At 71.7% G+C, this 25,147-nt stretch carries 25 protein-coding genes and 1 tRNA gene; 13 read left to right on the top strand and 13 right to left on the bottom strand.

From position 1 onward, the window contains the following. Positions 1–9 precede the first annotated feature (9 nt). From ABZV42_RS03980 to ABZV42_RS03970, 3 genes are all read left to right on the top strand, one after another. On the top strand, positions 10–1,014 hold the full coding sequence (locus tag ABZV42_RS03980; protein WP_356050855.1) for a ScbA/BarX family gamma-butyrolactone biosynthesis protein: 1,005 nt from the start codon (positions 10–12) through the stop codon (positions 1,012–1,014). Between the two features lie 137 nt (positions 1,015–1,151). Next, positions 1,152–2,060, top strand: a complete 909-nt coding sequence (locus ABZV42_RS03975; protein ID WP_355979691.1) for a hypothetical protein — start codon at positions 1,152–1,154, stop codon at positions 2,058–2,060. 29 nt (positions 2,061–2,089) lie between these two features. Then, complete coding sequence (locus ABZV42_RS03970) at positions 2,090–2,710, top strand: nitroreductase family protein (RefSeq protein WP_355979689.1); 621 nt, start codon at positions 2,090–2,092, stop codon at positions 2,708–2,710. 9 nt (positions 2,711–2,719) lie between these two features. On the opposite strand, the gene ABZV42_RS03965 is transcribed toward ABZV42_RS03970, so the two are convergent. Continuing rightward, entirely contained in the window at positions 2,720–3,460 is a 741-nt protein-coding gene (locus ABZV42_RS03965; RefSeq protein WP_355979687.1) for a DUF4142 domain-containing protein, read from the bottom strand. A 316-nt stretch (positions 3,461–3,776) separates the two neighbouring features. Between ABZV42_RS03965 and ABZV42_RS03960 the strand changes: the two genes are divergently transcribed. The 3 genes from ABZV42_RS03960 to ABZV42_RS03950 are packed head-to-tail and all read left to right on the top strand — an operon-like array spanning position 3,777 to position 7,293. Then, on the top strand, positions 3,777–4,430 hold the full coding sequence (locus tag ABZV42_RS03960) for a TetR family transcriptional regulator (RefSeq protein WP_355979685.1): 654 nt from the start codon (positions 3,777–3,779) through the stop codon (positions 4,428–4,430). Continuing rightward, positions 4,427–5,794, top strand: coding sequence for an MFS transporter (locus tag ABZV42_RS03955; protein WP_356050854.1), 1,368 nt, complete (start codon positions 4,427–4,429; stop codon positions 5,792–5,794). Before ABZV42_RS03960 ends, ABZV42_RS03955 begins: the two co-directional genes overlap by 4 nt. Then, positions 5,791–7,293, top strand: a complete 1,503-nt coding sequence (locus tag ABZV42_RS03950; protein ID WP_356050853.1) for an aspartate aminotransferase family protein — start codon at positions 5,791–5,793, stop codon at positions 7,291–7,293. Before ABZV42_RS03955 ends, ABZV42_RS03950 begins: the two co-directional genes overlap by 4 nt. A 46-nt stretch (positions 7,294–7,339) precedes the next feature. Here ABZV42_RS03950 and ABZV42_RS03945 read toward each other — a convergent pair whose 3' ends face one another. The 6 genes from ABZV42_RS03945 to ABZV42_RS03920 form a co-directional block, all read right to left on the bottom strand. After that, positions 7,340–7,513, bottom strand: coding sequence for a hypothetical protein (locus ABZV42_RS03945; RefSeq protein ID WP_356050852.1), 174 nt, complete (start codon positions 7,511–7,513; stop codon positions 7,340–7,342). A gap of 52 nt (positions 7,514–7,565) precedes the next feature. Next, the gene (locus tag ABZV42_RS03940; RefSeq protein WP_355979922.1) at positions 7,566–7,922 is read right to left on the bottom strand and encodes a PRC-barrel domain-containing protein; all 357 of its coding nucleotides are present in this window, start codon (positions 7,920–7,922) and stop codon (positions 7,566–7,568) included. A 258-nt stretch (positions 7,923–8,180) separates the two neighbouring features. Further along, positions 8,181–8,255 (bottom strand) — tRNA-Trp (locus ABZV42_RS03935). 81 nt (positions 8,256–8,336) lie between these two features. After that, complete coding sequence (locus ABZV42_RS03930) at positions 8,337–9,767, bottom strand: multicopper oxidase family protein (protein WP_356050851.1); 1,431 nt, start codon at positions 9,765–9,767, stop codon at positions 8,337–8,339. A 363-nt stretch (positions 9,768–10,130) separates the two neighbouring features. Next, positions 10,131–10,544: a pyridoxamine 5'-phosphate oxidase family protein gene (locus ABZV42_RS03925; protein WP_356050850.1), complete on the bottom strand. Its 414-nt coding sequence runs from the start codon at positions 10,542–10,544 to the stop codon at positions 10,131–10,133. Between the two features lie 48 nt (positions 10,545–10,592). Then, the gene (locus ABZV42_RS03920; protein ID WP_356050849.1) at positions 10,593–11,075 is read right to left on the bottom strand and encodes a GNAT family N-acetyltransferase; all 483 of its coding nucleotides are present in this window, start codon (positions 11,073–11,075) and stop codon (positions 10,593–10,595) included. A gap of 377 nt (positions 11,076–11,452) precedes the next feature. Between ABZV42_RS03920 and ABZV42_RS03915 the strand changes: the two genes are divergently transcribed. The 5 genes from ABZV42_RS03915 to ABZV42_RS03895 all read left to right on the top strand — a co-directional run bounded on the left by ABZV42_RS03915 (position 11,453) and on the right by ABZV42_RS03895 (position 17,157). Then, entirely contained in the window at positions 11,453–12,007 is a 555-nt protein-coding gene (locus ABZV42_RS03915) for a toxin-antitoxin system, toxin component (protein WP_355979668.1), read from the top strand. A gap of 3 nt (positions 12,008–12,010) precedes the next feature. Then, positions 12,011–13,189: an MAB_1171c family putative transporter gene (locus ABZV42_RS03910; protein WP_355979665.1), complete on the top strand. Its 1,179-nt coding sequence runs from the start codon at positions 12,011–12,013 to the stop codon at positions 13,187–13,189. 100 nt (positions 13,190–13,289) lie between these two features. After that, on the top strand, positions 13,290–14,585 hold the full coding sequence (locus ABZV42_RS03905; RefSeq protein WP_356050848.1) for a hypothetical protein: 1,296 nt from the start codon (positions 13,290–13,292) through the stop codon (positions 14,583–14,585). A 158-nt stretch (positions 14,586–14,743) separates the two neighbouring features. Continuing rightward, positions 14,744–16,147: an FAD-dependent oxidoreductase gene (locus ABZV42_RS03900; protein ID WP_356050847.1), complete on the top strand. Its 1,404-nt coding sequence runs from the start codon at positions 14,744–14,746 to the stop codon at positions 16,145–16,147. Between the two features lie 200 nt (positions 16,148–16,347). Continuing rightward, a complete protein-coding gene (locus tag ABZV42_RS03895) occupies positions 16,348–17,157 on the top strand; it encodes a DUF427 domain-containing protein (RefSeq protein WP_356050846.1) in 810 nt (269 codons plus the stop codon). Positions 17,158–17,190: 33 nt separating this feature from the next. Here the strand turns inward: ABZV42_RS03895 and ABZV42_RS03890 are convergent, their stop codons facing one another. Then, entirely contained in the window at positions 17,191–18,783 is a 1,593-nt protein-coding gene (locus tag ABZV42_RS03890; RefSeq protein ID WP_356050845.1) for an alpha/beta fold hydrolase, read from the bottom strand. 113 nt (positions 18,784–18,896) lie between these two features. Here ABZV42_RS03890 and ABZV42_RS03885 point away from each other — a divergent pair, with 113 nt between their 5' ends. Further along, entirely contained in the window at positions 18,897–19,796 is a 900-nt protein-coding gene (locus ABZV42_RS03885) for a MerR family transcriptional regulator (RefSeq protein WP_355979919.1), read from the top strand. A 37-nt stretch (positions 19,797–19,833) separates the two neighbouring features. Here the strand turns inward: ABZV42_RS03885 and ABZV42_RS03880 are convergent, their stop codons facing one another. Together ABZV42_RS03880 and ABZV42_RS03875 are read right to left on the bottom strand one after the other, a co-directional pair. Then, positions 19,834–20,391, bottom strand: a complete 558-nt coding sequence (locus ABZV42_RS03880) for a pyridoxamine 5'-phosphate oxidase family protein (protein WP_355979651.1) — start codon at positions 20,389–20,391, stop codon at positions 19,834–19,836. Between the two features lie 141 nt (positions 20,392–20,532). Continuing rightward, on the bottom strand, positions 20,533–20,790 hold the full coding sequence (locus ABZV42_RS03875) for a hypothetical protein (RefSeq protein ID WP_355979648.1): 258 nt from the start codon (positions 20,788–20,790) through the stop codon (positions 20,533–20,535). A 312-nt stretch (positions 20,791–21,102) separates the two neighbouring features. Here ABZV42_RS03875 and ABZV42_RS03870 point away from each other — a divergent pair, with 312 nt between their 5' ends. After that, entirely contained in the window at positions 21,103–22,041 is a 939-nt protein-coding gene (locus tag ABZV42_RS03870; RefSeq protein WP_355979645.1) for an SMP-30/gluconolactonase/LRE family protein, read from the top strand. A 156-nt stretch (positions 22,042–22,197) separates the two neighbouring features. On the opposite strand, the gene ABZV42_RS03865 is transcribed toward ABZV42_RS03870, so the two are convergent. The 3 genes from ABZV42_RS03865 to ABZV42_RS03855 form a co-directional block, all read right to left on the bottom strand. Next, the gene (locus tag ABZV42_RS03865) at positions 22,198–23,484 is read right to left on the bottom strand and encodes an MFS transporter (RefSeq protein WP_355979642.1); all 1,287 of its coding nucleotides are present in this window, start codon (positions 23,482–23,484) and stop codon (positions 22,198–22,200) included. Positions 23,485–23,655: 171 nt separating this feature from the next. Further along, the gene (locus ABZV42_RS03860; protein WP_356050844.1) at positions 23,656–24,579 is read right to left on the bottom strand and encodes an RNA polymerase sigma-70 factor; all 924 of its coding nucleotides are present in this window, start codon (positions 24,577–24,579) and stop codon (positions 23,656–23,658) included. A 55-nt stretch (positions 24,580–24,634) separates the two neighbouring features. Further along, complete coding sequence (locus ABZV42_RS03855; protein ID WP_356050843.1) at positions 24,635–25,108, bottom strand: carboxymuconolactone decarboxylase family protein; 474 nt, start codon at positions 25,106–25,108, stop codon at positions 24,635–24,637. Positions 25,109–25,147 lie beyond the last annotated feature (39 nt).

Raw genomic sequence — 25,147 nt, 5'->3', positions numbered from 1 at the left:
GAGCTCCCCATGCAGTTCACCCGGACACTCCCCAAGGAACTGGTGCACCGCTCCGCCGCCGCGGAGGTCTTCCTGACCGACGCCGAGCGTCACGGCGACGACGAGATGCTCCTGGCCGCGCGGTTCCCCCGCCGTCACGCCTTCTACGACGACACGCTCGGCCCCGGCGACCGGCTCGACCCCTTCCTGCTCCTCGAGGCGTGCCGGCAGGGCATCTTCGTGGTGGCCCACCGCCACCTCGGCGTCCGCCTGGGGCACAAGTTCCTGCTGCGGACCGTCGAGTTCGTGGTGCCTGACCCGGCCGCCCTCAACCGGGACGACCGGCCCACCGAGGCGGTCATCACCACCCGGATCGAGAAGCGGTTCCGCACCCGGGCCGGAGTGCGGGGCCTCAAACTTCGCTTCACCCTCGCCGTCGGCGCCCGCGAGGCACTGCTGGCCCGCATCGACTACTCCTGGATGCCGCCCGAGGACTGGACGAACCTGCGGTCAGGACAGCGCGGCGCGCTCGGCCTGCCCGCCGTGCCCGTCGCGCTGCGCGGACCACGTGTCGATCCCGCGCTCGTCGGCAGGCGCACCCCGGCCAACACGGTCATCTCCCCGCCGCGCGCCGCGGACGACGGCACGCACACGGCCCACCTGTACGCGGAGACCACGCACCCCACCCTCTACGACCACTGGGTGGACCACGTCCCCGGCATGCTGGAGCTCGAGTGCTTCCGCCAACTCGCCCTGCGCGCCTCGGTGTCCGCCGGCGCCGTCCGCACACCGAGCCCGCTGCCGGTCGCCCTGGCCGCGCGGTTCCGCCGTTTCGCCGAGATGGACCTGCCACTGGAGTGCAGGACCACTCCGGCCGTACCGGGCGCCGACATCGAGTGCACCCTGAGCCAGCCCGGAGCCCTGGCCGCCGAGGCCCGGATCAGACTCGCGGACGCGGACGCCGACGCGGGCCCGGGCCCGGGCCCGGGCCCGGAGCGTGCGCTCGCGACGCCGACCGCCCGCAGGGCCGCGTGAGTTCGGCCCCAACGCCCCGAGACGCACCGCCCGGAGCCGCGCCGCCCCGCACCCGCCGCCCGAGACGCCCCGCCCAAAAGGGACGCCCCGACCACAGGGCCGTCCCGACAAGGGGACGCCATGACCGGAGGGACGCCATGACCACCACCACCGTCGTCGCCGCCCCGCACGTACCCGCCAGACTCTGCCGATTCGTGCTGCGCAGGTTCCCGCCGCACCTCTACGTCGCCTACGGACTGCTGTGGGTCCTCGCGCTGGAAGGCTCGGCGGTGGCCGTGACCGGCACGGCCTGGCGGCCCTCCGGCGCCACCTGGATCCGGGTCGTCAGCGTCGTACTGGCGCTGCTGTTCCTGCGGATGCTGGACGAGCAGAAGGACCTCGCCCACGACCGGGTCCACCACCCGGACCGGCCGCTCGTCACCGGCGCGATCACCTCGGCCGAACTGCGCGGCGCGATGGCGGCGATCACCGCGGTGGTGACCGGACTGAACGCGGCCCTGTCGGCGGCCGACGTCCTGCTGATCCTCGCGGCTCTCGGATACGGGCTGTTCCTCGTCCTGCTGGAACGGCTGTCTCCCGCGGTGCGCGAGCGGCCCCTTCTCGGCCTGGCGGTCGCCTACCCGGTGCAGCTGCTGCTCGGCGGCTATGTGTACGGGTCGCTCGTCGCCGGGGGAACGGTGACGGCCGACTGGCGCGGTGCCGCGCTGCTCGCCCTGTGCGCCTGTGTCTTCCTGCACTTCGAGTTCGCGCGCAAGACCGCCTGGGCGGCACCACCGGGCGCCGGGCTGTACTCGGCGGACCTCGGCCCGAGGCGAGCGGCCGCGGTCACCGCGGGCTTCGCGGCCGGCGCCGTCGTCTGCGAGGTCCTGCTGTTCGCGCCCCGGGGCCCGCACGCACTGCTGCCCTGCCTCGCGGCCGTATTTCCCGCCCACGGCACCCGGAGGTTCCTGGCCGCGGGCCGCGGCGGGTGGCCGATGCCCACGGCGATCGCCTTCGTCGCCGTCACCCACCTCACGCTGGCCGTCCGGTCGGCGCTGCTGCCGTGAACGGCGAACTCGCTTTATCCTGCGAGGAGTTGCTGACCAGTACGCGATCCGTGCGGCGCGGTCTCGACCTGGAGCGAGCGGTGGACCCGGCCCTGGTCGAGGACTGTCTGCGCATCGCGCTTCAGGCGCCCAACGGCAGCAACCGGCAGAACTGGCGCTGGCTCCTGCTCACCGACCCGCGCGTCCGCGCGGACGTCGCCGAGGTGTACCGGGCCGCTTTCTACGAACGCAACGCCGCCGCTCTCGAACGACCGGCGGAGCTGCCCGCGGCCTCCCGCTCGATCATCACCGCCGCGCGCACGCTGGCCGACCGGATGCACCGGGTACCCGTCCTGGTCATCCCGTGCATCGAAGTGCCCGGCGGACGACTGCCCACCGGCAATCAGGCAGGCCTTTGGGGGTCGTTGCTGCCGGCGGCCTGGAGCTATGCGCTGGCCGCGCGCAGCCGCGGCCTGGTCACCGCCTGGACGAGCGTCCACCTGGACCGCGAGCGGGAGGTGGCCGACCTCCTGGGTCTGCCGGCGACGGTCCGCCAGGGCGCCCTGCTGCCGACAGCCCACCCGCTCCGCACCACGTTCGGTCCAGGCCCGCGGCTCCTCCTGGACCAGGTCCTGCACCACAACACCTGGCAGGGCACCCGGCAGGCCTGAAGCCGCCGGTCAGCCGACCGCCGGGCTGGGCGTCGGGGTGTCCGTGTGCACGTTCAGGTCGGGGCGGGCGGTCAGGACGACGAGCGGGGCGCCCGGCTGCGGAGGGGGCGGCGTGAGCTGGTCCTTGGGGAGCGTCGGAGGCGCGCTCTGGAGGGCGAGGACCTGGTCGAAGTTGATGGTGCCGGTCTTCTCCATGATGGTGATGTGGTCGAGGACCGTGTCGTTGGCGAGGTTCGCGAGCTCCCGTACGAGGGAGTTGTCGGTGGTGGCGCGCACCTTGGCGATCACCGTGAAGATGGAACCGTGCGTGACGCGCAGGATGTTGGCGGCGGTGGAGTCGAACGCCTTCCCGTTCTGGGCGACGGAGGTCGCCACGAACTGCTGCTGCTGCGGGGAGGCCTGGTTGGGCAGCGTGATGTTCAGCTGGGCGGCGACCTTGCGGTCCAGGTCGTCGAGGCGGGCGTGACCCACTATCAGGTGCTTGCCGGCCTCCCGCATCGCCGGCGTCGAGCCCTTCTTCAGCGCGATCTCGCCGAGGGGGTACTCCCACAGCCCGGCCGCGCGGACCTTGACGACGAAGTCGCGGTCCCCTTCGGTGAGCGGGCCCCACTGGGTGTTCGCGATGACTCGGGTCTGCGCGCTGGACGTGGTCTGGTAGCCGAGCATGGTCGGGTAGACCAGTGCGGCGAGGGTCAGAGCCACCGCGCCGCCCACGAAGACCGTTCCTGCCAAGTTGCGTGAGATGGGCATGGTGCCTCCTGACGTATTGATCAGATTTCACAGGGGGTACGGACGCCGCGGCCCCATTGATCATTTTGCTGGGTAAAATCTGACTTCCCCTCTGTGTTGTGCGTCACAGTCGGCGCACAGGTCGCCGACGCGGTGCCCGCCCGCGCGTACGCCGGTGTGCCGGGCCGCGACGCCGCGGTCCGAAGCCCGGCGGAGGGCTTCCGAGGGCGTGTTCGGCGGGAGTGTCCGGCATTGTCGCGAGACGCTCGGCGGAGTTCGTCAAATTCTCTCCATCAATCGATTGATCGGGGCCTGTCGGCCGCATATCCTCCCCGCCATGTCCGACTCTCCACCCGCCGCCTCGGCCCCCGCCCCACCACCCGCCGACGCCAGCCGTGAGCGCATCATCGCGGCCGCCACCTCCCTCTTCGCCGACCACGGCTACGACGGCACGAGCACCCGCCGGATCGCCGCCGAGGCAGGGCTGAACATGGCCACCGTCGCCTACCACGTCGGCGGCAAGCCCGACCTCTACCGGGAGGTCATGCTCCGCGCCCACCTCGCCGAGCAGCGGGTGCTCACCGACGCGCTCGCCGCGTTCCGGGAGCTCGCCCCCACCGACCCGGTCGCGGCGGTCACTGGCCTCGTCGACCGCTACCTCGACTTCTGTCTCGACCAGCCGCACATCCCGGCCCTGTGGATGCGCCGCTGGCTCTCGGACGCCGCCGAGTTCGCGGACCTGGAGGCCGCCTACGCCCGGCCGCTCATCGAGTCGGTCCGCGACACGGTGCGCGAGGTCGTCCCGGCCGGGCCGGCCGCCGGATCCGCCGACGTCGAGATGACCGTCTGGACGGTGCTGTGGAGCACCCACGGCTTCTGCCGCTCTGGCATCCGCGCCGAGGTCCCGCGCTTCCGCGCCCACCTGCGGGCACTCGTCCTGCGGGAGCTGGGGCTCGGCGCCACTCAGCCGGACGAGCGGGAGCAGGGATGACGACCGCCCTGGTCCCCCCGGCCGCCGTCGGCGAACTCACCCGGCGCCGCCTGTTCGTCTACGGACTCGGCTCGGTGGGCACCGGCCTCTTCTCCACCGTTCCCGGCCTGCTGCTGCTCTACTTCATGACCGACGCGCAGGGCGTCCCCGCCGGCCTCGCCGGACTCGTGGTCGCCCTGCCCAAGGCCTGGGACGCCGTGTTCAACCCCCTGGTCGGGGCCGCCAGCGACCGCGAGGCCGTCCGCACCGGCCGCCGGACCCGGCTGCTCGTCGCCGGCGGGCTCGCGCTGCCCGCCGCGTTCGCGGCGATGTTCCTGTCCCCGATGACCGGCACGGGCGCGGCGGTGTGGGTGACCGTCACCTTCGTCCTGGCCGCGAGCGCCTTCTCGCTGTTCCAGGTGCCGTACGTGGCCCTGCCCGCCGAGATGTCGCACCTGCCGTCGGTCCGCACCCGCATCATGGTCTGGCGGATCGTGTTCCTGACCCTGGGCATCCTCGTCGCGGGCGGCGCGGCACCCCTCGTGGTCGACATCGCGGGCGGGGGCCGCAGGGGATACGGAACGATGGGGCTGGCCATCGGCCTCGTCATCGCGGCGGTCCTGCTGATCCCCGCGTTCGGTACCCGATGGGTGCGCTCACGGCCCGGACCCGAACCCCTCGGACTCGTCGCGGCCTTCCGTACCGCACGCGGCAACCGCGCCTTCTTCGCGCTGCTGCTCTCCTTCGTGCTCCAGGCCGCCGCCGTCGCGATCATGCTCGCCGCCGCACCGTACGTCGCCACCTACCGCCTCGGCGGCTACGGCCTGACCTCGGTGCTCTTCGTCTGCCTCGTCGCACCCAGCGCCGTCGCCGTACCGCTCTGGGCCAAGGCCGCCGGACGATGGGGACGGCTGCGCTGTCTCACGGTCGCCACCTGTGGCTACGCCCTTTGCTCGGTGGCCCTCCTCCCGGCCGCCGGAAGTGGCGCCGGCACCACGGCGGTCGCCCTGACACTGGTGATCTGCGGGCTGCTCGGCGTCTGCTACGCGGCCCTCCAGGTCCTCCCGCTCGCCCTGCTGCCCGACACGGTCCACGCGGACACGGCACGGACCGGACAGGTCCAGTCCGGCGCGTTCACCGGACTGTGGACGGCCGGCGAGACGGTCGGCCTCGCGGTCGGACCAGGCGCGTACTCGATCGCCCTGGCCGCCACCGGCTTCGTCTCCTCGACCCTGGACCATCCGGTCGCCCAGACCGCGACCGCGCGAACGGGCATCCTCCTCGGCTTCAGCCTCGTACCCGCCCTGCTCATGCTGCTCTCCCTGCCCGCCCTGCGCGCCTACGGCCGCCGCCGCGCCGTGCGAGAAACGGAAACCACCCGATGACGACTCCTCAGCAGACCGCCGACCACGCTCCGGCCGCCCACCCCGGCCTGCCCGAGACCGGCCGCTCCGGCGCCGACCTCCTCGCCGAACTCGCCGTCCTCACCGCCGCGGACCTGCCCACCCGGGGCGGGCACACCACCGCCTACGTCTACGACAGCGGCCGTCCCGAAGTACGCGAAGCCGCCGAACGCGCCTACCTGACGATGATGGAGGTCAACGGTCTCGACCCGACCGCGTTCCCCAGTATCGTCGCGCTCGAACGCCAGGTCGTCGGCGCGACCGCCGCCCGTCTCGGCGGCGACGACAGCACCCCGGGCATCTTCACCAGCGGCGGAACCGAGTCGATCATCCTCGCGGTGAAGGCCGCCCGCGACGCCCGCCCGGACGTCCTCGCCCCGGAGATCGTCGTACCCGTCACCGCCCACGCCGCCTTCCACAAGGCCGGCAGCTATCTGCGGGTCACCGTGCGCACCGCGCCCGTCGACCCCGTGACCTACCGGGCCGACCCGGCCGTGACGGCCGCGCTCTGCAACGAGAACACGATCCTCGTCGTCGCCTCCGCCCCGTCCTACGCGCACGGCGTCATCGACCCCGTCGCGGAGATCGCCGCCGACGCCGCCGCCCGCGGCATCCCCTGCCACGTCGACGCGTGTGTCGGAGGCTGGCTGCTGCCCTGGCTCGCCGAGGCCGGAGCGCCCGTCCCGGCCTTCGACCTGTCCGTCCCCGGCGTCACCTCCCTCTCGTGCGACCTGCACAAGTTCGGCTACGCCCCCAAGGGCGCCTCCGTCCTGCTGTTCCGCGACGAGGCACTGCGCATCAACGCCTACTACGCGTGCGCGACCTGGCCCGGCTACAGCGTCGTCAACTCCACGATCCAGAGCAGCAAGGGAGCGGGACCGCTCGCCGGGGCGTGGGCCACGCTCCAGGCCCTCGGCGCTGACGGATACCGCGAACTGGGCCGTGCCGCCCTGTCCGCGACCCGTCGGCTGATCGGCGGCGTCGAGGAGATCGACGGCCTCACCGTCCTCGGCACCCCCGAGGCCACCCTGGTCGCCATAGGCACCGACCCGGCGGCCGGGCCCCCGATCGACCTGTTCGCCCTCGCGGACGAGACGCGGGCCCGGGGCTTCTTCCTCCAGCCACAGCTCAGCCTCGACGGCCTTCCGGCCAACCTGCACCTGACCCTCACCGGGGTCAGCGAGCGCGGAGTCGAGGAACTCCTCGCCGTCCTGCGCGAGTGCGTCGACGTCGTGCGCCCGCTGGGCCCGCCGACGCCGCCCGCGGACATCGTCGACCTGCTCACACAGGTCGACCTGACCCAACTGGACAACGCGTCCTTCGCGGCCCTGCTCCCGGCCGCGGGCGTCGACCTGAGCGGCGAGGGCGCGGCCAGGATGGCCCCGGTCAACCGGCTGCTGGACGCCCTCCCGGCCGCGACCCGCGAGGTCATCGTCACCCGCTTCCTGTCCGCGCTCTACAGCCCGTACCTGGGCGGGTGACCGGGCCGCGACGAGCGGTCCGCGGCGGCAGGGGCGGGCACCGCGCTCATCGCGCGATGCGTTGTCTCCGGCCGCCGCGGCGCAGGCGCACGCCGGCGTAGACGAGATCGGCGAGGAGGACGACGACGCCGATGACCAGCAGGTAGAACAGGCCGTGGGCGGCGAATCCGACGATGCCCAGCACGACCGCCACGAGGATCAGGAACAGGAACAGGCTCATCGGCTCTCCCGGCGGCTCTCGGCTCGGTTCTTCCGGCGGCGATCGGCGCGGATCAGCGACGGGCGAGACGGCGCTCGCCCTTGCCGCCCGGTGCGTACTCGAGGTCGTAGTGGGCGAAGACCTCCGGCTCGTCCGTTGCGGGCAGCACGCCGTCCGTGTCGATGGAGGGGGCTTTGCGCACGAGGTTCCTCTCGTGAGCGACCCTCAGATAGCCCGGCCCGACGGTCGCGCGGTCCAGGGGCACGAACACCAGGCGCCGTCGCGTGGGCAGGCCCACGGTCACGGTCGCGAACCAAGGGTCGTCGGTGGCCGTGTCGACGTAGACGGACTCCAGGGTGCCGATCTTGTGACCGGCGGGGTCCACCACGTCGTGACCACGCCATTCGCGGATGTCACCTGCCTCGAACATCATGTACCTCCACAGTGCGAGGTACCCCCGATCCCGGGTCTGATGCGCCGGCCGCCGCCATGCTCACAGCACAGGCTGCTCCAGTACGGCCGGAAGCGGGGCAGGACGAGCAGCGCGATCACCCCGTACCAGGCGTCACGCGGTCCCGCACCGCCGAGTCGCGGCACTCCGCTCATCCCCGGGCCGCGCACGAGTCGTGCCTCCGACAGGACCTTCGGTGCCCTTGGGGCGTACACATGGACGCCGCGAGAGAGCGGACGAAGCCGGCCGGATTCGAACCGGCGTCCTCGCGATTTTGGAGACCGCGCGCGACTACCTCTGCGCTACGACTTCGCCCAGCCGGAATCCTAGTTCGGCGGGCCATGCACGGGCATGGTCTACGCCTTCGCGACACCTTGGATACGCGACAGGGCGTCACGGTTCGACGTAGTCGACGGCCTGCATCATGCCGAGGTCCTCGTGGTGGAGCTGGTGGCAGTGGGCCATGGTCCGGCCGGTGAAGTCCTCGTACCTGGCGAGGAAGGTGACGGAACGTGCGGGGGTTCCACCGGACAGGCCGATGGTGTCGTGCCAGATCGGCGGGTCGAGCCGTCTGCCGTCGCGGTGGGTGAGCAGGAGCTGGTTGGTGTGCAGGTGGAAGGGGTGGCTGTGCGCCGGGATCGTCTCGTCGGTGCGGACCGTCCACCGTTCGACGGTGCCGAGTCGCAGAGTGTGGTTGGTGTAGTCCGGGTCGAACAGGCCGTAGGAGGGGTCGCGGGTGAGGTCGCCGTCGGGATCGGCAGCGGGGGTCGCGTGGGGGCCGAGGACACGGAAAGCGTTGGGGAAGGCTCCGGTGAAGACCCCTGTGTCGGCGTGGAAGACCACTTCACGGTCGGCGTCGGGGTTGGCGATGTCGCTCTCGTCGAGGAAGGGTCTGCCCGGCGGCAGCGAGTTCGGCAGTGCCATCCGTGGTTCGACGCGTTCTCCGGCGACCTCGATCGTCATCAGGGGTCCGTGTACGCCGTCGGCGCGCAGCTGGTACAGGCCGGGTGCGCCGCCCCGGATCAGGACGTCGGCGCGGTTGCCCATGGCCAGGTCCAGCAGGTTCAGGACCACGGGCCGGGCGAAGGTGACACCGTCCTGCGCGATCTGGTGCAGCGGCAGGCGTCCGCGGTCTCCGGTGACCTGGAGTCGCAGAGCGGTGAAGGCGGTCGCGGCGACGAGCCGCCATCGCTGGACCTCGCCGGGGCGCAGCCGCAGGGTGGGATTGACCGCGCCGTTGACGGTGAAGGTGGAGGGGACGCCGGTGACCCAGCCACCCGAGGTGAACGGCGGAACCCGGCCGTCTTCGAGCTTGAGTTCGTTGACGCACACGACGATGTCCGCGGCCGCCGCGATCTCGGGGACTTCGTCGACGTCGCCCTCGACAATGATCACCCCGGTCATGCCGCCGACCACCTGCTCGGCGGTGGCTCCGTGCAGGTGCGGGTGGTACCAGTAGGTACCGGCGGGGTGGTCGGCCGGGACGTGGATAGTCGTCACGTACCGCGGCTCCGTGGCGTCGGCGGCGACCTCGTCCGCGGTGCGCGGGGCGAACTCGCGCAGGACGTTGTCGGCGTGCCCGGACGGGGAGACGTGCATCCCGTGGGTGTGCAGATTGAAACTGTTCGGGCGGTGCGGTGTGTTGTGACCGCTTGTGTGGGGCGGGTTGGGCGGCAAGCCGTTGACCTGCGTCAGCCGCAGCGTGTGCCCGCCGCGCAGGCGCAGCGTCGGACCGGGAATCGTCCCGTTGTAGGTACGCGTGGTGACCCGGCCGAAACCTGGTACGAATACGTCTGTGAACCGGACGTCGAGCTTCTGCAGCACCACCGGTGAGGGGAAGCCGGGCACCGGTCGCGAAGCCGATACCGCAGGCTGCGGGAATGGCGTCGCCGTCGCCGTCGCGGCAGGCCGCCGGACCGCCGGGTTTCCGCCCGGCATCGCTGCGAGACTCCCGACGGGGATGGCCCTCAACACCGACCGACGGCTGATTCCACCATGTTCTGCCATAGCCAGCGCAATCTAGACCAACTCGGCCAAGGAGACCCGGATCCTGCGCCGTGCCCCTTGGCTGTTCCGCCAGTTGGGGGTGGCTTCCCGCAGGACCCGGTCGGCGAGGAAGTTCGCGGGGGCGGGGCCGACGCGGTGTGGGACCCCGTGCGGGGCGGGACGTGAGCGGCGGTCACGGGGTCACGCGTGTGCCCTGAGGTCGCGTCCGGTGACCATCTCCGACTCGATCCGGACGAACACCACGCTCCGCAAGGGCATCCAGGAGGCCGGACCGGCCTGCGACAGCCGTTCGTGCTCGACGGGGTCGGTCACGACGGTGGCCCGTCCGGTGACGACCACACTCCAGCCGGACCGGCTCTCCGCATCGAACTCGTCCGCCTCGAAGGCGACCACGACGCCGTCGATCGCGCGGACGAGTTCCGAGTCGGACGAGGTGCGCAGCAGAACGGAGTCGTCCGCGTCCAGGCAGAAGTTGACCGGAAGGACCGCGGGCAGCGCCTGCCGCGTGTACACGACACGGCCGACCGGAACCTTCGCCAGAAGGCGCAGGCACTCCCGCCGGCCGAGTTCGTGAAAGGTGTCTTCCTGGGACATCCAGCCATGGTCCCTCCCCGCGCCGGGACCGTGTAGGGCCGGTCGGCCCTAGTGAGGGGGAGTCGAACGGCAGGTCCTCGGTCCGGCCACGGGCAGGGGCTCGCGGACCATGAACACGTCCACCGGGTCCTCCGACTCGGCCGTGAACCCGTGCCGCTCGTAAAGCCGCCGGGCCGGACTGCCGCGCAGCACGTTCAGCCGGACCGGGACACCGGTGCGGTCGCACCGCTCCAGCAGTTCGCCCAGCACTGCCGAGCCGATGCCGGACCCCTGAAGGTGCGGGGCCAGATAGAAGTGCTCTAGCCACCGGACGCCGTCGGCCGGTCGCAGGGCCACGCAGCCGGCGAAGGCGCGCGCGACCTCGATCACCCAGGTGTGCGTCGGGTCGAAACCGTCGCGCAGCCGTTGCCGTACGCGCTGCGGGTCGTATCGTCCGAGACGTTCCAGATCGGCCCGCAGCACCACGGCACGCAGGTCGGCCACCGCTTCGACGTCGCCGAGTGACGCGGGCCGAAGATCCCAGTCCGCCATGACGATCACGTTATCGCGAGGGAGGGCGAGGGTGTGGCGCGGTGCGGTGGCCGGGCGACGTCCCGCGGCCGGCTGAAGAGCCTTACGACCGCATCGAATGAGCCAAATTCGGAAGTGTCCATACCCTGCCCGATCGGTATTTTGGACCCATCGGCCTATGCTCCGCACGCAGCCGGGTGTGGAGACGGGGGATCTTGTTTGACATATTTGTGGGCCGAGTTGGGTGTGCTCGGGCCCTGTCGGTGTTTGGCTGTGGGGGGTTGCGTCGGAACCGGCCCATCGGCACGGGTTCCGAACGCGTCCGGCGGTGTTTCTTGCAGGGTGGGAGCGGCGGTGTCGTGCGACGGCGACCCGTGCTGAGGTTCGCGGGGAGAGCTGTGCGTACACGCAAAGCCAAGGAGATGCGGAAGCTGATCGGCCAGCTGACCGACGGGCTGGTCCTTCCCGTCCCCGCCGACCCGGACGCGCTGTTCGCCGCGCTGATCGACAGGGCCTCCGTCATCAGGGGCCGTCAAGTCATCCTGCTCAAGGAGGAGTTCCCCCACCGGACGGCTACGGGCCTGTGGCTCGACATGCCGGAGCACGACATCATCCTCGTCGACAGACGGGCGGCGCCTGTCCATAAACTGGCGATCATCTGCCACGAGATCTGGCACATGATCAAGGGAGACTGCGGCCACCACGCCGACGGTGTCCCAGCGGCCGCGCGAACCCTGAGCGACCGGGCCGATTTTCAGCAGGCGGCGCGAACCGTGGCCGCGCGTACGGAGTTTCACGCGCGCGCCGAGCAGGACGCCGAGACGTTCGCGCTGCGCGCCGTGACGCAACTGCGAGTCTGGCTGGAAGGAGACCCCGGCAGCCCGTCCGGAGACCGGACAGAGATCGCCGACCGGATCGGGGCCTCACTGGGACACCGCCGGTTCAAGGTCTGACCCGTGGACGCCTCGCCCTACTACATACCCGCGCTGGCCCTGTGGGCCGGCCTCGGAGCGAAACTGCCCGATCTCAGAAGAACCTGGCGCGACCCCTTGGTCAGGTCGGTCTGCTGGGTGATCTTTCTCGGCGGCGCCGGATTCCTCTTCGCCGCCCCGCCCACCGTCGCCGCCGTGAACCATGCCAGCGGTGTCCCGAACCTCGCCGCGCCGCTCGACTACGCGATCGTCAGCGCCTACAGCGCCTCCTGCCTCCTGTTGATCCTTCGCTGGCGCGGGGGGCCGCCCGACCGCGTCCGCCGCCTGGTCCGCTGCTGGCAGATCGGCTACACCGTCCTGATCACGCTTCTGGTCGTCCTCTTCCTGATGGGAAACGCTCCCGTCGAGCGGCGTACCGATCTCGACACCTATTACGCGACCACGCCCTGGACGGGGCAGATGATCGCGCTCTACCTGATCGGCCACATGACCGCGGCGGTGGCGACCACGACACTGTGCTGGCACTGGGCACTCCAGGTCCGTGGATGGCTGCGGGCCGGTCTGTGGCTCCTCGTCGCCGCATGGCTGCTGAACCTCTCGTTCAGCACACTGAAACTCATCGCGGTGGCGGCACGGTGGAACGGCTACGACTGGGACGTCCTGAGCACCGTCGTGGCGCCCGGCCTCGTGGGCCTGGCCGCCACGGTGGCCACCGCCGGATTCACGGTCCCCTTCCTGGGGCCGCGGTCGGCCGGGATCTGGCACGCCGCGGTGACCTGGTGGCGGCTCGGCCCGCTGTGGCACGAGCTCGGCGCGGCCTGCCCCCGTGGCCCGCTCGCCACCCCCATCCCCTGGTATTCGTCGTACTCCATGCGACTCACCCGGCGCGAGGCCGGTATCCAGGACGGGCTGAATCTCGTCCGCCCGCATCTCGACGACCGGGTCCGCTCGCTCGCGCGGGCGGCGGCCCGTGCCGCGGGCCACGGTGACGAGGATGCCGCAAGCATCGGCCTCGCGGCGATGATCGCCGCCGCTGTCCACACCCGGTCCGACAGCGCCCCCACGCACGCGGACGTGTACGACCACGCGGCCGGCCTCTCGGCGCGGGCCACTCTCGTGGGTGTGGCCCGTGCGCTGCGTACCTCCGGCATCGTCGCGACCGCTCGTGCCGAGGCCGCCGTCGACGAAGGAATCCGGACATGAGGTGCCCCGCTCCCCGCGCCGAGTCGCGCGGCTGTCCCGCTCTCCCCGGCGGACCGCCGTCGTGGCCGTTTCCGCGACCGGTCGGCGGAGAGGCGGCGTAGTGGGCGGCGGCCTCGTCTTCTACATCCCGGGCGTTCTCCTGTTGCTTGCCGCCGGACCGAAGCTGGCCGCGGGCAGGGACGTCTGGCGGGACCCCCTCATCGCGTCGAGCAACGCGATTCTCCTGGTCGGCTCGTGCGTGTGCTTCCTGTCGGCCCCTCCCACCATCCGGTTCGTGAACGACGTCACCGGCGTGGCGAACTTCAGCGCCCCGCTGGTCTACGCCGGCATGACCGCCCTCAGCGCGGGCTACCTCATGCTGATGGTCAGCTGGAGGGGCGGGCCGCCGGACCTCCGGCAGCATGCCGCCCGCCTCGTACTGGTCGTGTACGGGCTGGTGATCGTCGGTATCTGGATCCTGTTCGCCCTGGCCGACGTCCCCGTGGAACGGGACCAGGACCTGGACACGTACTACGCCGGCACGCCCTACATGCGGGAAATGATCGTGCTGTACATGGTGGCGCACACAGCCGCCACCCTCGCGCTCGCCGTCATGAGCGTGACCTGGCTGCGAGAGGTGCGCGGCGTGACCCGAGGCGGCCTGGTCCTGCTCGTCGCCGGCCTGACCTTCGACGTCGGCTACCAGGTCGCCAAGTACGCCGCCATCGTGGCTCGTTGGGAGGGTCTCGACTGGGACGTGCTCTCCACCGACGTCTCCCCTCCGCTGGTCATGCTCGCCGGCGTCACCACCGCCTGCGGCTTCGCACTGCCCAGGATCGGACCGCCAGCGGTCGACAATCTCCGTGCCTGGCGGCGCTACCGGCTGCTGAAGCCCTTGTTCGCGGAGGTGCAGATGCTGTGTTCGCCCGCACGGGGCATCATCCGCTGGTGGGATCCGCCCGTCGTGCGCCTGGCGCGGCAGGAGATCGCGATCTGGGACGGCGTTCTGGCCTGCTCGCCCTATCTCGACGACCAGGTGCGCACGACCGCGTACGCCGAAGCCGTCGCGTCCCTCGCCGCCGATCGCCGCTCCGGTGCGCGCACGCTCCTGCGGTCGACAGAGGGGACAGTCACCCAGTCCTCGCGGTCGGCACCGACAACGCCGTCGGTGCCGGGAGACGAAGGCCTGTCGCAGCATGTCGCCCACCAGGCCGCCCTGGTGGCCGAGGCGGCCATGCTGGCCGCGGCCCGCGTACAGGTCTCCCACAACGGTGGCGACGAGGTGCCGGCGCGAGCGGGAACGCTGGTGTCGGTCGCGAAACCGCAGTTGATGGTGCGTCTCTCGCGTGCGTTGTCGTCGTCCATCGTGGCCAAGGCGCGGCGTCAGGCCGTCGCCCGGGCCACTCGCCATGAGTAGAGCCCGGCCCGGCCGCGCCCGTTGGTGTCCCTGTCCGGACGGCGGCCGGCTGCCCGCCCACCGGTGGGTCACTCTGCCGACCCGCCCGACCTGCCGCACCGTCGCGTACGGCTGATCACAGTCCGGCGCCCGCCCCCGCGAGATAAGAGAGTGCCCCTATGCCATCGTCGTCTGCCAGAACTGCCTCCCGCCGTACCGCCCTGGTCATCGGAGGGGGTATGACGGGCATGCTGGCCGCGACCGTGCTCGCCGACTTCGCGGACGTCGTGGTGATCGAGCGTGATGTGCTGCCGGGCGGTCCGCAGCCCCGCAAGGGACTGCCGCAGGCCCGCCACGCCCATGTGCTGTGGTCCGGCGGTGTGAAGGCGATCGAGGACCTCCTGCCCGGCATCGTGGAGCAGCTCGTCGACCATGGCGCCCACACCCCGCGCATCATGACCGACCTGGTGTCCAAGGCGCCGTCGGGCCAGTGGTTCCGCAGATTCAGCCATGCCCGCCATACCAATCTCCTGTGCAGCCGCGATCTCCTCGACGCCGTGATCCGCGCCAGAGTGCTCCTGGACCAACGCATCACCCTCCTTCAGCAGGCCGACGTGCTCGCCCTCCAGGGAGACGCGGATCGTGTCACGGGCGTCGCCATCCGGTCGGAAGGGACCGAACGGTCCGTCCCGGCCGACCTGGTGATCGACGCGAGCGGACGTGCCAGCCGCGCTCCCTCCTGGCTGCGGAACCTCGGACTGCCGCCGGTCCGCGAGCGTGTCGTCGACGCCCGCATCGGCTACGCCAGCCGGACATACCGCGCACCCGGCAGCACGGCGGACGGCTTTCCCATCGTGAACGTCCAGGCCGATCCCCGTCATGTCCCCGGCCGTGGCGGCATCATCACGCCCATCGAAGGCGGCCGATGGCTCGTGACGTTGTCCGGATCCCACGGTGGGCAGCCCACCGGTGACAACGGCGCCTTCCTGCCCTTCGCCCTCAGTCTGCCCCACCCCGTCATCGGTGAACTGCTCGAGGGCGCCGAACCCGAAACCGACGTCGTCACCAGTCACAGCACTGCCAACAAGCGGCGCTACTACGAGAAGGCCGCCCGTTGGCCCGACGGTTTCGCCGTGCTCGGCGACGCCGTGGCTGGCTACAACCCCGTCTACGGCCACGGGCTGAGCGTCGCAGCGCAGAGTGTGATCGCCCTGCGCCGTGTCCTGCGGCGGCAAGATCTTCGCGCACCGGGTACGGCCCGGCGCGTCCAGAGGGCCGTGGCGCGCCCCGTCGAGAACGCGTGGAATCTGGCCGTGGGGCAGGACGTCTTCTACCCCGGTGCCAGTGACCAGCCGCCGACCCGTCTGGAGAAGAGTCTCGCCGCGTTCGTCGACAAGGCCGTGGAAGCGGGTTCGCGTAACCCGCGCGCCCTGCGCATCCTGCTGGACGTGATGAGCATGGAGAGCCCTCCTGCCCGGCTGCTCATGCCCGACATGCTCGCCCTGGTCTGTCTCGGCCGTAAGAAGCCGAATCTGGAGGGCCCGCCACTGACCGAGGCCGAGCGCGCGGCCGTCACCGCCTGAACGTGGCGACATCGCAGTCCCCGATGCCGACGGCGGGCCTCGCCCGGCCGTGTCAGTGTGGAGTCGGGCGGGTGAGACGCGATGAGCGCCCGGGAGTGTCCGGTCGTTCCGGGCCGCCCGTGGGCCGTCGGAACACTGGCGATCCCGTTGCGCCGAGGCCGCAGGGGTCGCGGGACGAGCGAGTCGAAGGAGGGCCGGCCATGACCACATTCCCCACCGAGCGAGCCGTCCGGACCACCCCGGAGGGCCTCCTGTGGGAGCCCGGCGCACGCTGGGTGCGCGGCCGTCGCGGCGAGGTGACCGTCGTGGACAGCAGGCGCCCCGTGCTCGTGTGGGAGCCGGACGTGCCGGTGCCGCTGTACGCCTTCCCGCGCGAGGACGTCCGCGAGGACCTGCTCCGCCCCGCGAAGAACCCCGCCACGGGCACGCACACCGGATCGCGGATCTTCTACGACCTCGAGGTCGGCGGCGAGGTCGAGGAGAACGCGGCCTGGACGTTCCCCGCTCCCGACCTGGCAGGACACATCGCCTTCGAGTGGTTCGGGCGCGTGGGCCGGGGCCCGGACCACTGGTACGAGGAGGAGGAAGAGATCTTCATCCACCCGCGCGACCCGCACAAACGGGTGGACGCCCTGGCGAGCAGCCGCCGGGTGACGGTCGAGATCGACGGCACCCTCGTCGCCGACACCGTCCGCCCTGTCCTGCTCTTCGAAACGTCACTGCCGACGCGGTTCTACATCCCGCGCGAGGACATCCGCCTGGACCTGTTGCTCCCCACCGGCCACCACACCGGCTGCCCCTACAAGGGCACGGCCGAGTACTGGTCGTGGCGGGACGGGGCCGCCGTCCCGCCGAACATCGCCTGGAGCTACCCGGATCCACTGGCCGCGGTGGGCCCGATCAGGGGTTTCCTGGCCTTCTACAACGAGGCGGTGGACATCACCGTGGACGGCGAGATCCAGGCGCGCCCCGTCACTCCCTTCAGCCGGGCGCTCTCGGAACGGACGTGAACGGACAACCGCCCCGGCACAGGCGGTTGTCGATCAGCTGAGAAGGTGCCCCAGCACCGACCGCAGCGCGCCTTCCACGGCACGGCGTGCCTGCCCGGAACGGTCGGTGGTCTCGAAACCGTGGTGGCCGTCCGGTACGTCGATCACCTCGACGTCGGCGTCACAATCCTTCGCGGCGGCCAGGAACTCCTCGACCGTCACCGCGATCTCGCCGCGCTCCTGCCCCACCCGGGTCAGCACGACCGGCAGCCCGCCCGCGCTTCGCAGGGCCACCGCCGGGCGGAACCGCGAAGCGACGAGCCTCCAGTTCGGCATCGGCGCGAGAATCGGATAGGTCGCCGCGACACACCGCAGCCACGGCGGGGGCGCCGCGAGCCAGTCCGCCGACAGCAGCCCGCCGGCGGAGAAGAACCACAGCGCCACTCGGTCCGCGTCGACAAGCGGATGGGCCCGTACGAGGTCGACCGCTTCGGCGATGTCCTCGGCGGCCCGCCCGTAGTCGGCCAGATCGTGCAGCCGATGGTCCAGCGTGACGCCGACCGCCCCCATACCCGCCACGGAACGTGCGTAGCCGACGAACCCCGGCCAGTCGCGTGGGGTGGGCCGCGTGTCGGGGTGGACCGGACCGCCGTGGACGAACACCACCGCCGGCCAAGGGCCTTCGGCCTCCGGGACCGCGTCGGGGAGGACGGCCGAAAGGCCATCCGAAACGTCGGCGGAAGGCGCGTCGGGGCGATCGCGGGGAAGGCCGCCCGGGAAGTGGAGGTCGACGCGCCCGATCCGTTCCCGGCGCCGCTCCGGCACGTCCAGCAGGAACGGGCGCAGGTGGCCCGGCAGTTGGTTCTTCGCGGCGGCGACCCGGTGGCCCTCCCCGGCGGCGGCCCGGAGCAGCGTGGCGGCCACCTCGTCCGCGCGGGAGAGCATCGGCCAGTGCCCGGTGTCGAGTTCGAAGAAGGTCACGCGGGGCTCGGTGAGTGCCTGGAACCGGGGATCCCCCAACCCCACCAGGCCCTCGACCATCGCGATGCTCGAACCGTTGCCGGTGCACAGGACGCCGGTCGACGGCAGCGCGGAGACCGCACCCGTCAGCCGCAGCGGCTGGGTGAGCGTGCGCACGGGCTGCGGGACGGCGTTCTCCGCCAGCAGCGCCAAGGCGGTCGGCGGGATCCCGGCGACACTGCCCCAGCGCTGCCACTCCTCGAGCGCCGGCGGAGGGGTCAGCCAGTCGTCCTCGTCCGTGTCGGCCCGGCGCGACAACCGCTCGCGTACCGCCTCGTCCGGGACCAATGTCAGTGCCTGATCGCCGCGTTGGGGCATGCCCGCGTCCAAGTAGACGATCCGGGCGACCCGTTCGGGACGCCGGTCGGCCGCGCCGAGCACCGGATGGATGCCGTAGCAGTGACCGACCAGCACGACCTGCGCCTCGTCCGCCGCGTCGATCAGCCGCAGCACATCGTCGATATGGGTCTCCAGGTCCGTACCGGGGTCCGCAGGACGGTCGGGGTCACCCATGCCGGTGAGCGTCACCGGATCCACCCGCGCCCCCGACTCCCGCAGCCGGGCCGCCACTTCCCGCCAGATCCAGCCGCCGGTGTGAGCACCCGCCACCAGGATGAACGCCGTCATCACTGCCTCCTCGCACATTGTGGTCCGCAGGGCCGGACGTACCGGCGCTCCGCGCTCGCCGGTACGGTAGGAACTCCCCCTGAGGGAGGTTCAAGTCCGTGTCCTTCGACACCATGTGGAGCATCGGAGAGCTCGCCGAGCGCGCCGGCGTCACCGTCAAGACCGTCCGCTTCTACTCGGACCGTGGCCTCCTGCCCGAGGGAGCCCGCAGCACCGGCGGCCACCGCCGCTACGGTCCCGACGCCCTCGACCGGCTGCACCTGATCCGCTCGCTGCGCACCCTCGACCTGCCGGTTCCCGACGTGGAGCGGATCCTCGACCGGGACGACACGCTGGAGGACGTCGTCGCGGGGCAGTTGCGGCGGATCGGCTCGCGGCTCACCGCCCTGCGGTGGCAGGAGGCGGCCCTCCAACTCCTCCAGGACTGTGCCCCCGAGGAACGCGCCGCACGCCTGCGGCTGATCGGCGCCGTGCCCGTCCCGCCGAACACCGCACCGCTGGCGCGCTTCTGGCGCCGCTGGCTGCCACCGCGGCTCCCGGCCAGGCTCGCCTCCGCGATCGTCGAACACTCCGTTCCGCAGCTTCCCGAAAGCCCGACACCGGCGCAGGTGTTGGCCTTCACCCGGCTCCACGCCTTCGTGACCGCCCCTTGCCCCGGCACGGGCAATGGCCAGCCCGCGGCACACCGGCCCGAAGGGGGCAGCCCGGCCGTGCTCTACGACGGGCTCGTCGAGGCGTACGCGCTGGCGTCGCCGCACCTGCGCGCGGGGCGGACACCGCGAGCGGGCGAGGCCCTCGACTGCTTCGTCTCCGCCTACGCCCGCTCACGCGACACGCGGGACACACCCGCCTTCCGGCGCGGACTCGGCGGGCAGCTGGCCGCGGACCCCCGCATCGACCACTACTGGAGTCTCACGGCGGAGGTCACCGCCTCCCCGGACCCGACCCCGGGCGTCACCCACGACTGGCTGTGCGCCGCCCTGGACGACCAGATCGAGGGCGGGGACGGCTGACACCGCGCCGGCCCAGGGGTCGGACAGGCCTCGTCGCTCAGAACGACCAGCGGGTGTGCGTGTAGACCCCGTCGTCGCGACCGAAGCCGTACGCCGTGGCCGGGGGCACCGCGAACACCGTCACGTGGCCGTTCCGGAACGCGTCCCCGATGCCGTGGAAGGTGCCCTCGGGCGAGGTGATGTGAGGCCCGTACTTCGCCTCGTACGCCGTGATCACGGCCTCCAGCGTCGCCGGATCGGAAACGGGCTCGGCCCGGCCCTCGACCACCAGGTCGAGTCCTTCCGTGAGCGAGTTCCCTCCGGTGGTCAGCGCGCAGTGGCCGTCATGGGCGAGGTTCTTCGCCTTCTGCTCGCCGGGCCCGGTGGAGAAGTGGAGGACCCCTTCGTGCCAGGCGGCGATCACGGGGGTGACATGCAGCCGGCCGTCGGGCCGCACCGTGGACAGCCAGAAGATCTCGGCGGCCTCCAGCCGCCGCAGGGCCTCGGCCCAGTCGGTGGCGGTGACGTCCGTGGCGCCCGGGCGCGGATTGAGCGCGGAGCTGTACCGGGCGTCGAGCTCGGCGGTGGGTTCCTTCAAGGGTTCCTGCGTCGCCATGGCGGATCTCCTCCCTCGCTCTCCCTGACAACGGCATCCGTCCCGGACTGTCCTGTCCTTTCCCCGACCACGTCCGGCCGCCCGCACCTGAATCCGGGCCCGATCCGGCGACCGGGAACGTGAGGCGCGCCCGAGGCCGGATCAGCGGGCGACCAAGGCACTCAGCCCGTAGTCCAGCTCCGAGCCGTCGACGAGCAACGCCTCGACCGTGCGCGTACGCGGGTCGATGTCGGCCACGATCCCGTCGCCCGCGTAGCGCGGGTATCCCGTTTCGCCGGTCTCACCGGTCGCTTCGACGACCGCCGACCGCACGGCGGCGTCGCGCGCGGAGGCGGTGTCCTTGTTCTCGACGTACTCGGGGACCAGCAGGACGGTGAAACGCTGAGATTCGGTAGTCACGCTCCGGTATTTAAGTCCCTCTCCCGGCGCCCGTCGCGCAGGCGCACGGTGGTTCCCCGCACGCCGGTGGTCGGCCGAGCGGGCGACGGCGGTGGGATGCGCCGCCCGATGGGGGAAGGCATCGATCATGCCGTCGACCCGGTGGCCGCCCGAGACCACGGCGTCCCCGCCTTCCCGCGGCGGCTCGTCGTACCGGCGAAGGCTCGCGAACCGGCGGTACGGCTGTCGGCGCGGCCCGACGCCCGAGCGGCGGCAACCGTTTCCGCAGACGGTCCGGCGAAGCGCCGGCCGTCGAGAACAGATGGGCCAATCGTGAAGCACAGGACGACGGAAGCACGAACACAGACGTCCGCACCGGCCGACCGCCGTGCGGGATGGGCCCGGCGGCTGGCGGCCGTCACGGGGGTCCTCGTGCTCTGCGCACTGCCCACAGGAGCGGCGGGCGCGGCACAGGAGAACGGTCCCTCACCGGCCAGATCGCCTCTGTTCGTATCGGACTACGGCAACAACCGTGTGGTGCGGCTGCCGGCGACCGGCGGTGGCCAGACGACGGTTCCCCTCAACGGCGTCGTCCGCCCGACCGGTCTGGCCTGGGACGCCGCCCGCGACCTCTTCGTCTCCGACACCGGCAACAACAGAGTGGTGAAGCTGGAGGCGAAGGGCGGGGAGCAGACCACCGTTCCCACCGTCGGCCTGTCACGCCCGCTGGGTCTCGCCGTCGACCCCCGCGGCAGCCTCTACATCGCCGACAGCTTCAACGACCGCGTCGTGAAGGTCCCCTCCGACGGCAGCGGGCAGACGACCGTTCCCACCACGGGACTGCTCCATCCCTGGGGCCTGGCCCTGGGAGCCCGCGGGGACCTGTACATCTCCGATTTCGTCAACGACCGGGTGGTCAAAGTCGCCGCGAACGGCGGCGGCCAGACCACGGTCCCCACGGCCGGCCTGTCCCAGCCGACCGGGCTCGCCCTGAACGCCCGCGGGGACCTCTATATCTCGGACAGCGGCAACAACCGCGTCGTGAAGGTGTCCGCGCGCGACGGCAAGCAGAGCACGGTGCCCACCACCGGCCTCAGCGACCCCCTGGGCCTCGCCCTCGACGGCCGCGGCGGCCTCTACGTGGCCGACGGCTTCAACAACAGGGTGGTACGGGTCGCGGAGACCGGTGGTGGTCAGGTCACGCTTCCGGCTTCCGGCCTCAACACCCCGACCGGTCTCGCGTTCCCGCCGGACGAGAAGCGGTCGAGGTGACATCGAGGACCACGAACGGCAGCCGTGCCTTCCGGCGCGGCCCGGCCTGGCACGGCCGGGCCGGTAGGTGCCTCGCGCGCCCGGCCCGGCGCGCCGCGGTGGAGGCAGGGTGGCGCGCCGCCGTGTAGACCTGGTGGGGCGGCGCGGCCCCGCCCGTCACGATCCGTCCGGTACGGGGATGTCCACGGGCTTGAGCGGCGGGGTGCCGGTACCCGGCTCGGGGGCGGTTCCTCCGCGCAGTTCCGGGGTCTTCGCGCCGACCCAGAGGACCGCGAACAGGCACAGGAGCCCGCCGCTGAACAGGGCGGCCGCCCCCGAGGTCCAGCCGGCGACGACACCGCCGCGCAGATTGCCGAGGTTGGGGCCCGCCTGGCCGACGATCTGCTCGGCCGCCGTCACCCGGCCCAGCAGGGCGTCCGGTGTACGGGTCTGGACGATGGTGCTGCGCGAGATCACCGAGACGGCGTCACCGGCCCCGGCGAGGACCAGGAGCCCGAGCCCCACCCATGGATCACGCACCAGACCGAAGGCTGCGAGAGCCGCGCCCCACAGTCCCGCCCCGCAGAGCATCACCGGGCCGGGACGGCCCAGCCGCGTGATCGTTCCGGACAGCGCGGAGGCGGCGATGCCTCCGACGGCGAGCACGGACAGGAACAGACCGAGGGTACGGGGACTGCCGCCGAATCGTTCGGCGTTGACCAGCGGGAACAGGCTCGTCGGCATCGAGAGCACGGTGGCGGCCAGGTCGGTGATCAGGGCCCCGCGGATCGCCCGGTGCCCGGCCAGGAAGCGGAGACCGTCCAGCACGCCGTGCAGCCCCGACCGGGACGGCTCACCGGCGGGCGGCAGGGCGGGGAGTCCGAACGTGCCGTAGAAGGACACCCCGAAGGACAGGGCGTCGACGAGGTAGCAGGGACCGATGCCGGCCCAGCCGAGCAGGATGCCGCCGAGCGCCGGGCCGACGAGCATCGTGGCCTGACCGGCGACCTGTTGGAGTGCGAGCCCGGCTGCCACCTGGTCCTTGGGCAGGAGCCTCGGGACGAACACGCCCGCCGCGGGACCGCCGACCGCCGAGCAGCAGGACTGCGCGGCGACCAACGCGAGCACACCCGCGACCGGAACATGCCCGGTGAAGCCCTGCACCGCGAGCAGCGACGAGACGACAGCCTGACCGACGGTGGCGTACAGGTAGATCCGCCGACGGTCGCCACGGTCCGCCCAGGAACCGGCGAACAGGCCGAACACCACCATCGGCAGTGCCTGCGCCAGCCCCACCGCGCCGGTCCAGACCGTGCTGTCCGTCATGTCCCAGACCTGGTACATGACGGTCACCATGGTCATGAAGCTGCCCAGCAAGGACACGGTCCGGCCGATCAGAAGGCGCCTGAAGACCGGGGACGTACGCAGTGGCCGGACATCGATCAGGGTTCGGGCCAGGCTCATGAGGGGCGGCGGGACGCGCGGGCGTGGTTCACGTCGCGCAGGGTAACGGGCGCCTTTCGGCGGGCGCGAATCCTTTAGCCCCCGGCCGCCGCCCTTCTCGCAGGGCTCGGTCGAATCCCCTGTGGGCCTGTCCAGTCCGGCGGACCACCCGCTTCCGGCGGACCACCCGCTTCAATTCATGCGACGGCGGGCCCGCCTGACGTCGCGGTCGACGGCCCAGGCGTCGGCGACCGGACCCAGGTGGCCCAGCTTGTCCGGATTGAGCACCGCGCGGATGGCCTGGATCCGCCCGTCGAGCACGTCGAGGGCCAGGATGTTCAGGATCTTGCCGTCCGGCGCGCGGAACACCGCGCCGGGCTGGCCGTTGACCTCGTGCTGCTCGAACGTCACGTCGATCCGGGCCATCGCGGGGAAGGCGGAGGCGAGCAGCCGGGCCACGTTCCCCGCGCCGACCACGGCCCTGGCCAGCCGCGGGGCGTTGCCGCCGCCGTCCCCGACCATCTGGACGTCGGCCGCCAGCAGACTCCGCAGCGCGTCCACATCACCGTCCTTCAGCGCGTCGAAGAACCGCGCCGCCAGTTCCTGCCGCTGACGGCGGTCCGCTTCGAACCGCGGCCGGCCGCCCTTCATGTGCCGGCGTGCCCGCACCAGCAATTGCCGGCACGCCGCCTCCGACCGTCCCACCGCCGTGGCGATCTCGTCGAACCCGAAGGCGAACACCTCCCGCAGCACGAAGACCGACCGCTCCAGGGGGCTGAGCCGTTCCAGCAACAGCAGCGCCGCCATGGAAACGGAGTCGGCCAGTTCCGCCGACCGTTCCGGATCCTCGTACGGATCACTCAGCAGCGGCTCGGGCAGCCACGGACCCGCGTACCGCTCCCGCCGTACGCGCGCGGAGCGCAGTACGTCGATCGACACGCGGGTCACCGTGGCCGACAGGAACGCCTTGGTCGAGGTGGGCAGGGTCGGGGAGCGGTCGAAGCGGAGCCAGGTCTCCTGCACCGCGTCCTCGGCCTCGCTCACGCTGCCCAGAATCCGGTAGGCGATCGAGAACAGCAGCGCCCGCAGCTCCTCGAACTCCTCGGCCTTGTTCACAGTGACTGCCCTTCCCGTGGCTCTCGCGCTGCCTCACAGCGGTGGACGACGTCGGTCAGTGAAACTGTCCGGGCTCGTAGCTTCCGGCCGGCTGCCGGGTGATGACGTTCAGCCGGTTCACCAGGTTCATGAAGGACACCAGCATCACCAGGGCCGTGAGCTGTTCCTCGTCGTAGTGCTTGAGGGCGTTCGCCCAGACCTCGTCGCCGACTCCTCGGGCCGCGTCCGCGACCCTGGTGCCCTCCTCCGCCAGTGCCAGCGCGGAGCGCTCGGCCTCGGTGAAGACGGTGGCCTCCCGCCACACCGCGACCAGGTTCAGCCGTACCGGAGTCTCACCGGCGGCCGCGGCCTCCTTGGTGTGCATGTCGACACAGGCGGCGCATCCGTTGATCTGGCTGACCCGCAAGGCCACCAGCTCCTGTGTCGCGGCCGGCAGCGCCGATCCCTTCAGCGTCTTTCCGGCCGTCATGATGTGCTTGAGAGCCCTGCCCGCGGTCGGGTCGGCGAAGTAGTTCAGGCGCGCTTCCATGGTCGGCTCCTCGTGTTCGTCAGTGGTCACGACCCCGAG

This window comes from Streptomyces sp. NPDC005281 (assembly GCF_040607495.1).
Lineage (GTDB): Bacteria > Actinomycetota > Actinomycetes > Streptomycetales > Streptomycetaceae > Streptomyces.
The sequence above is the reverse complement of the archived record's forward strand: the minus strand, read 5'-3'. Positions and strand labels throughout refer to the sequence as shown.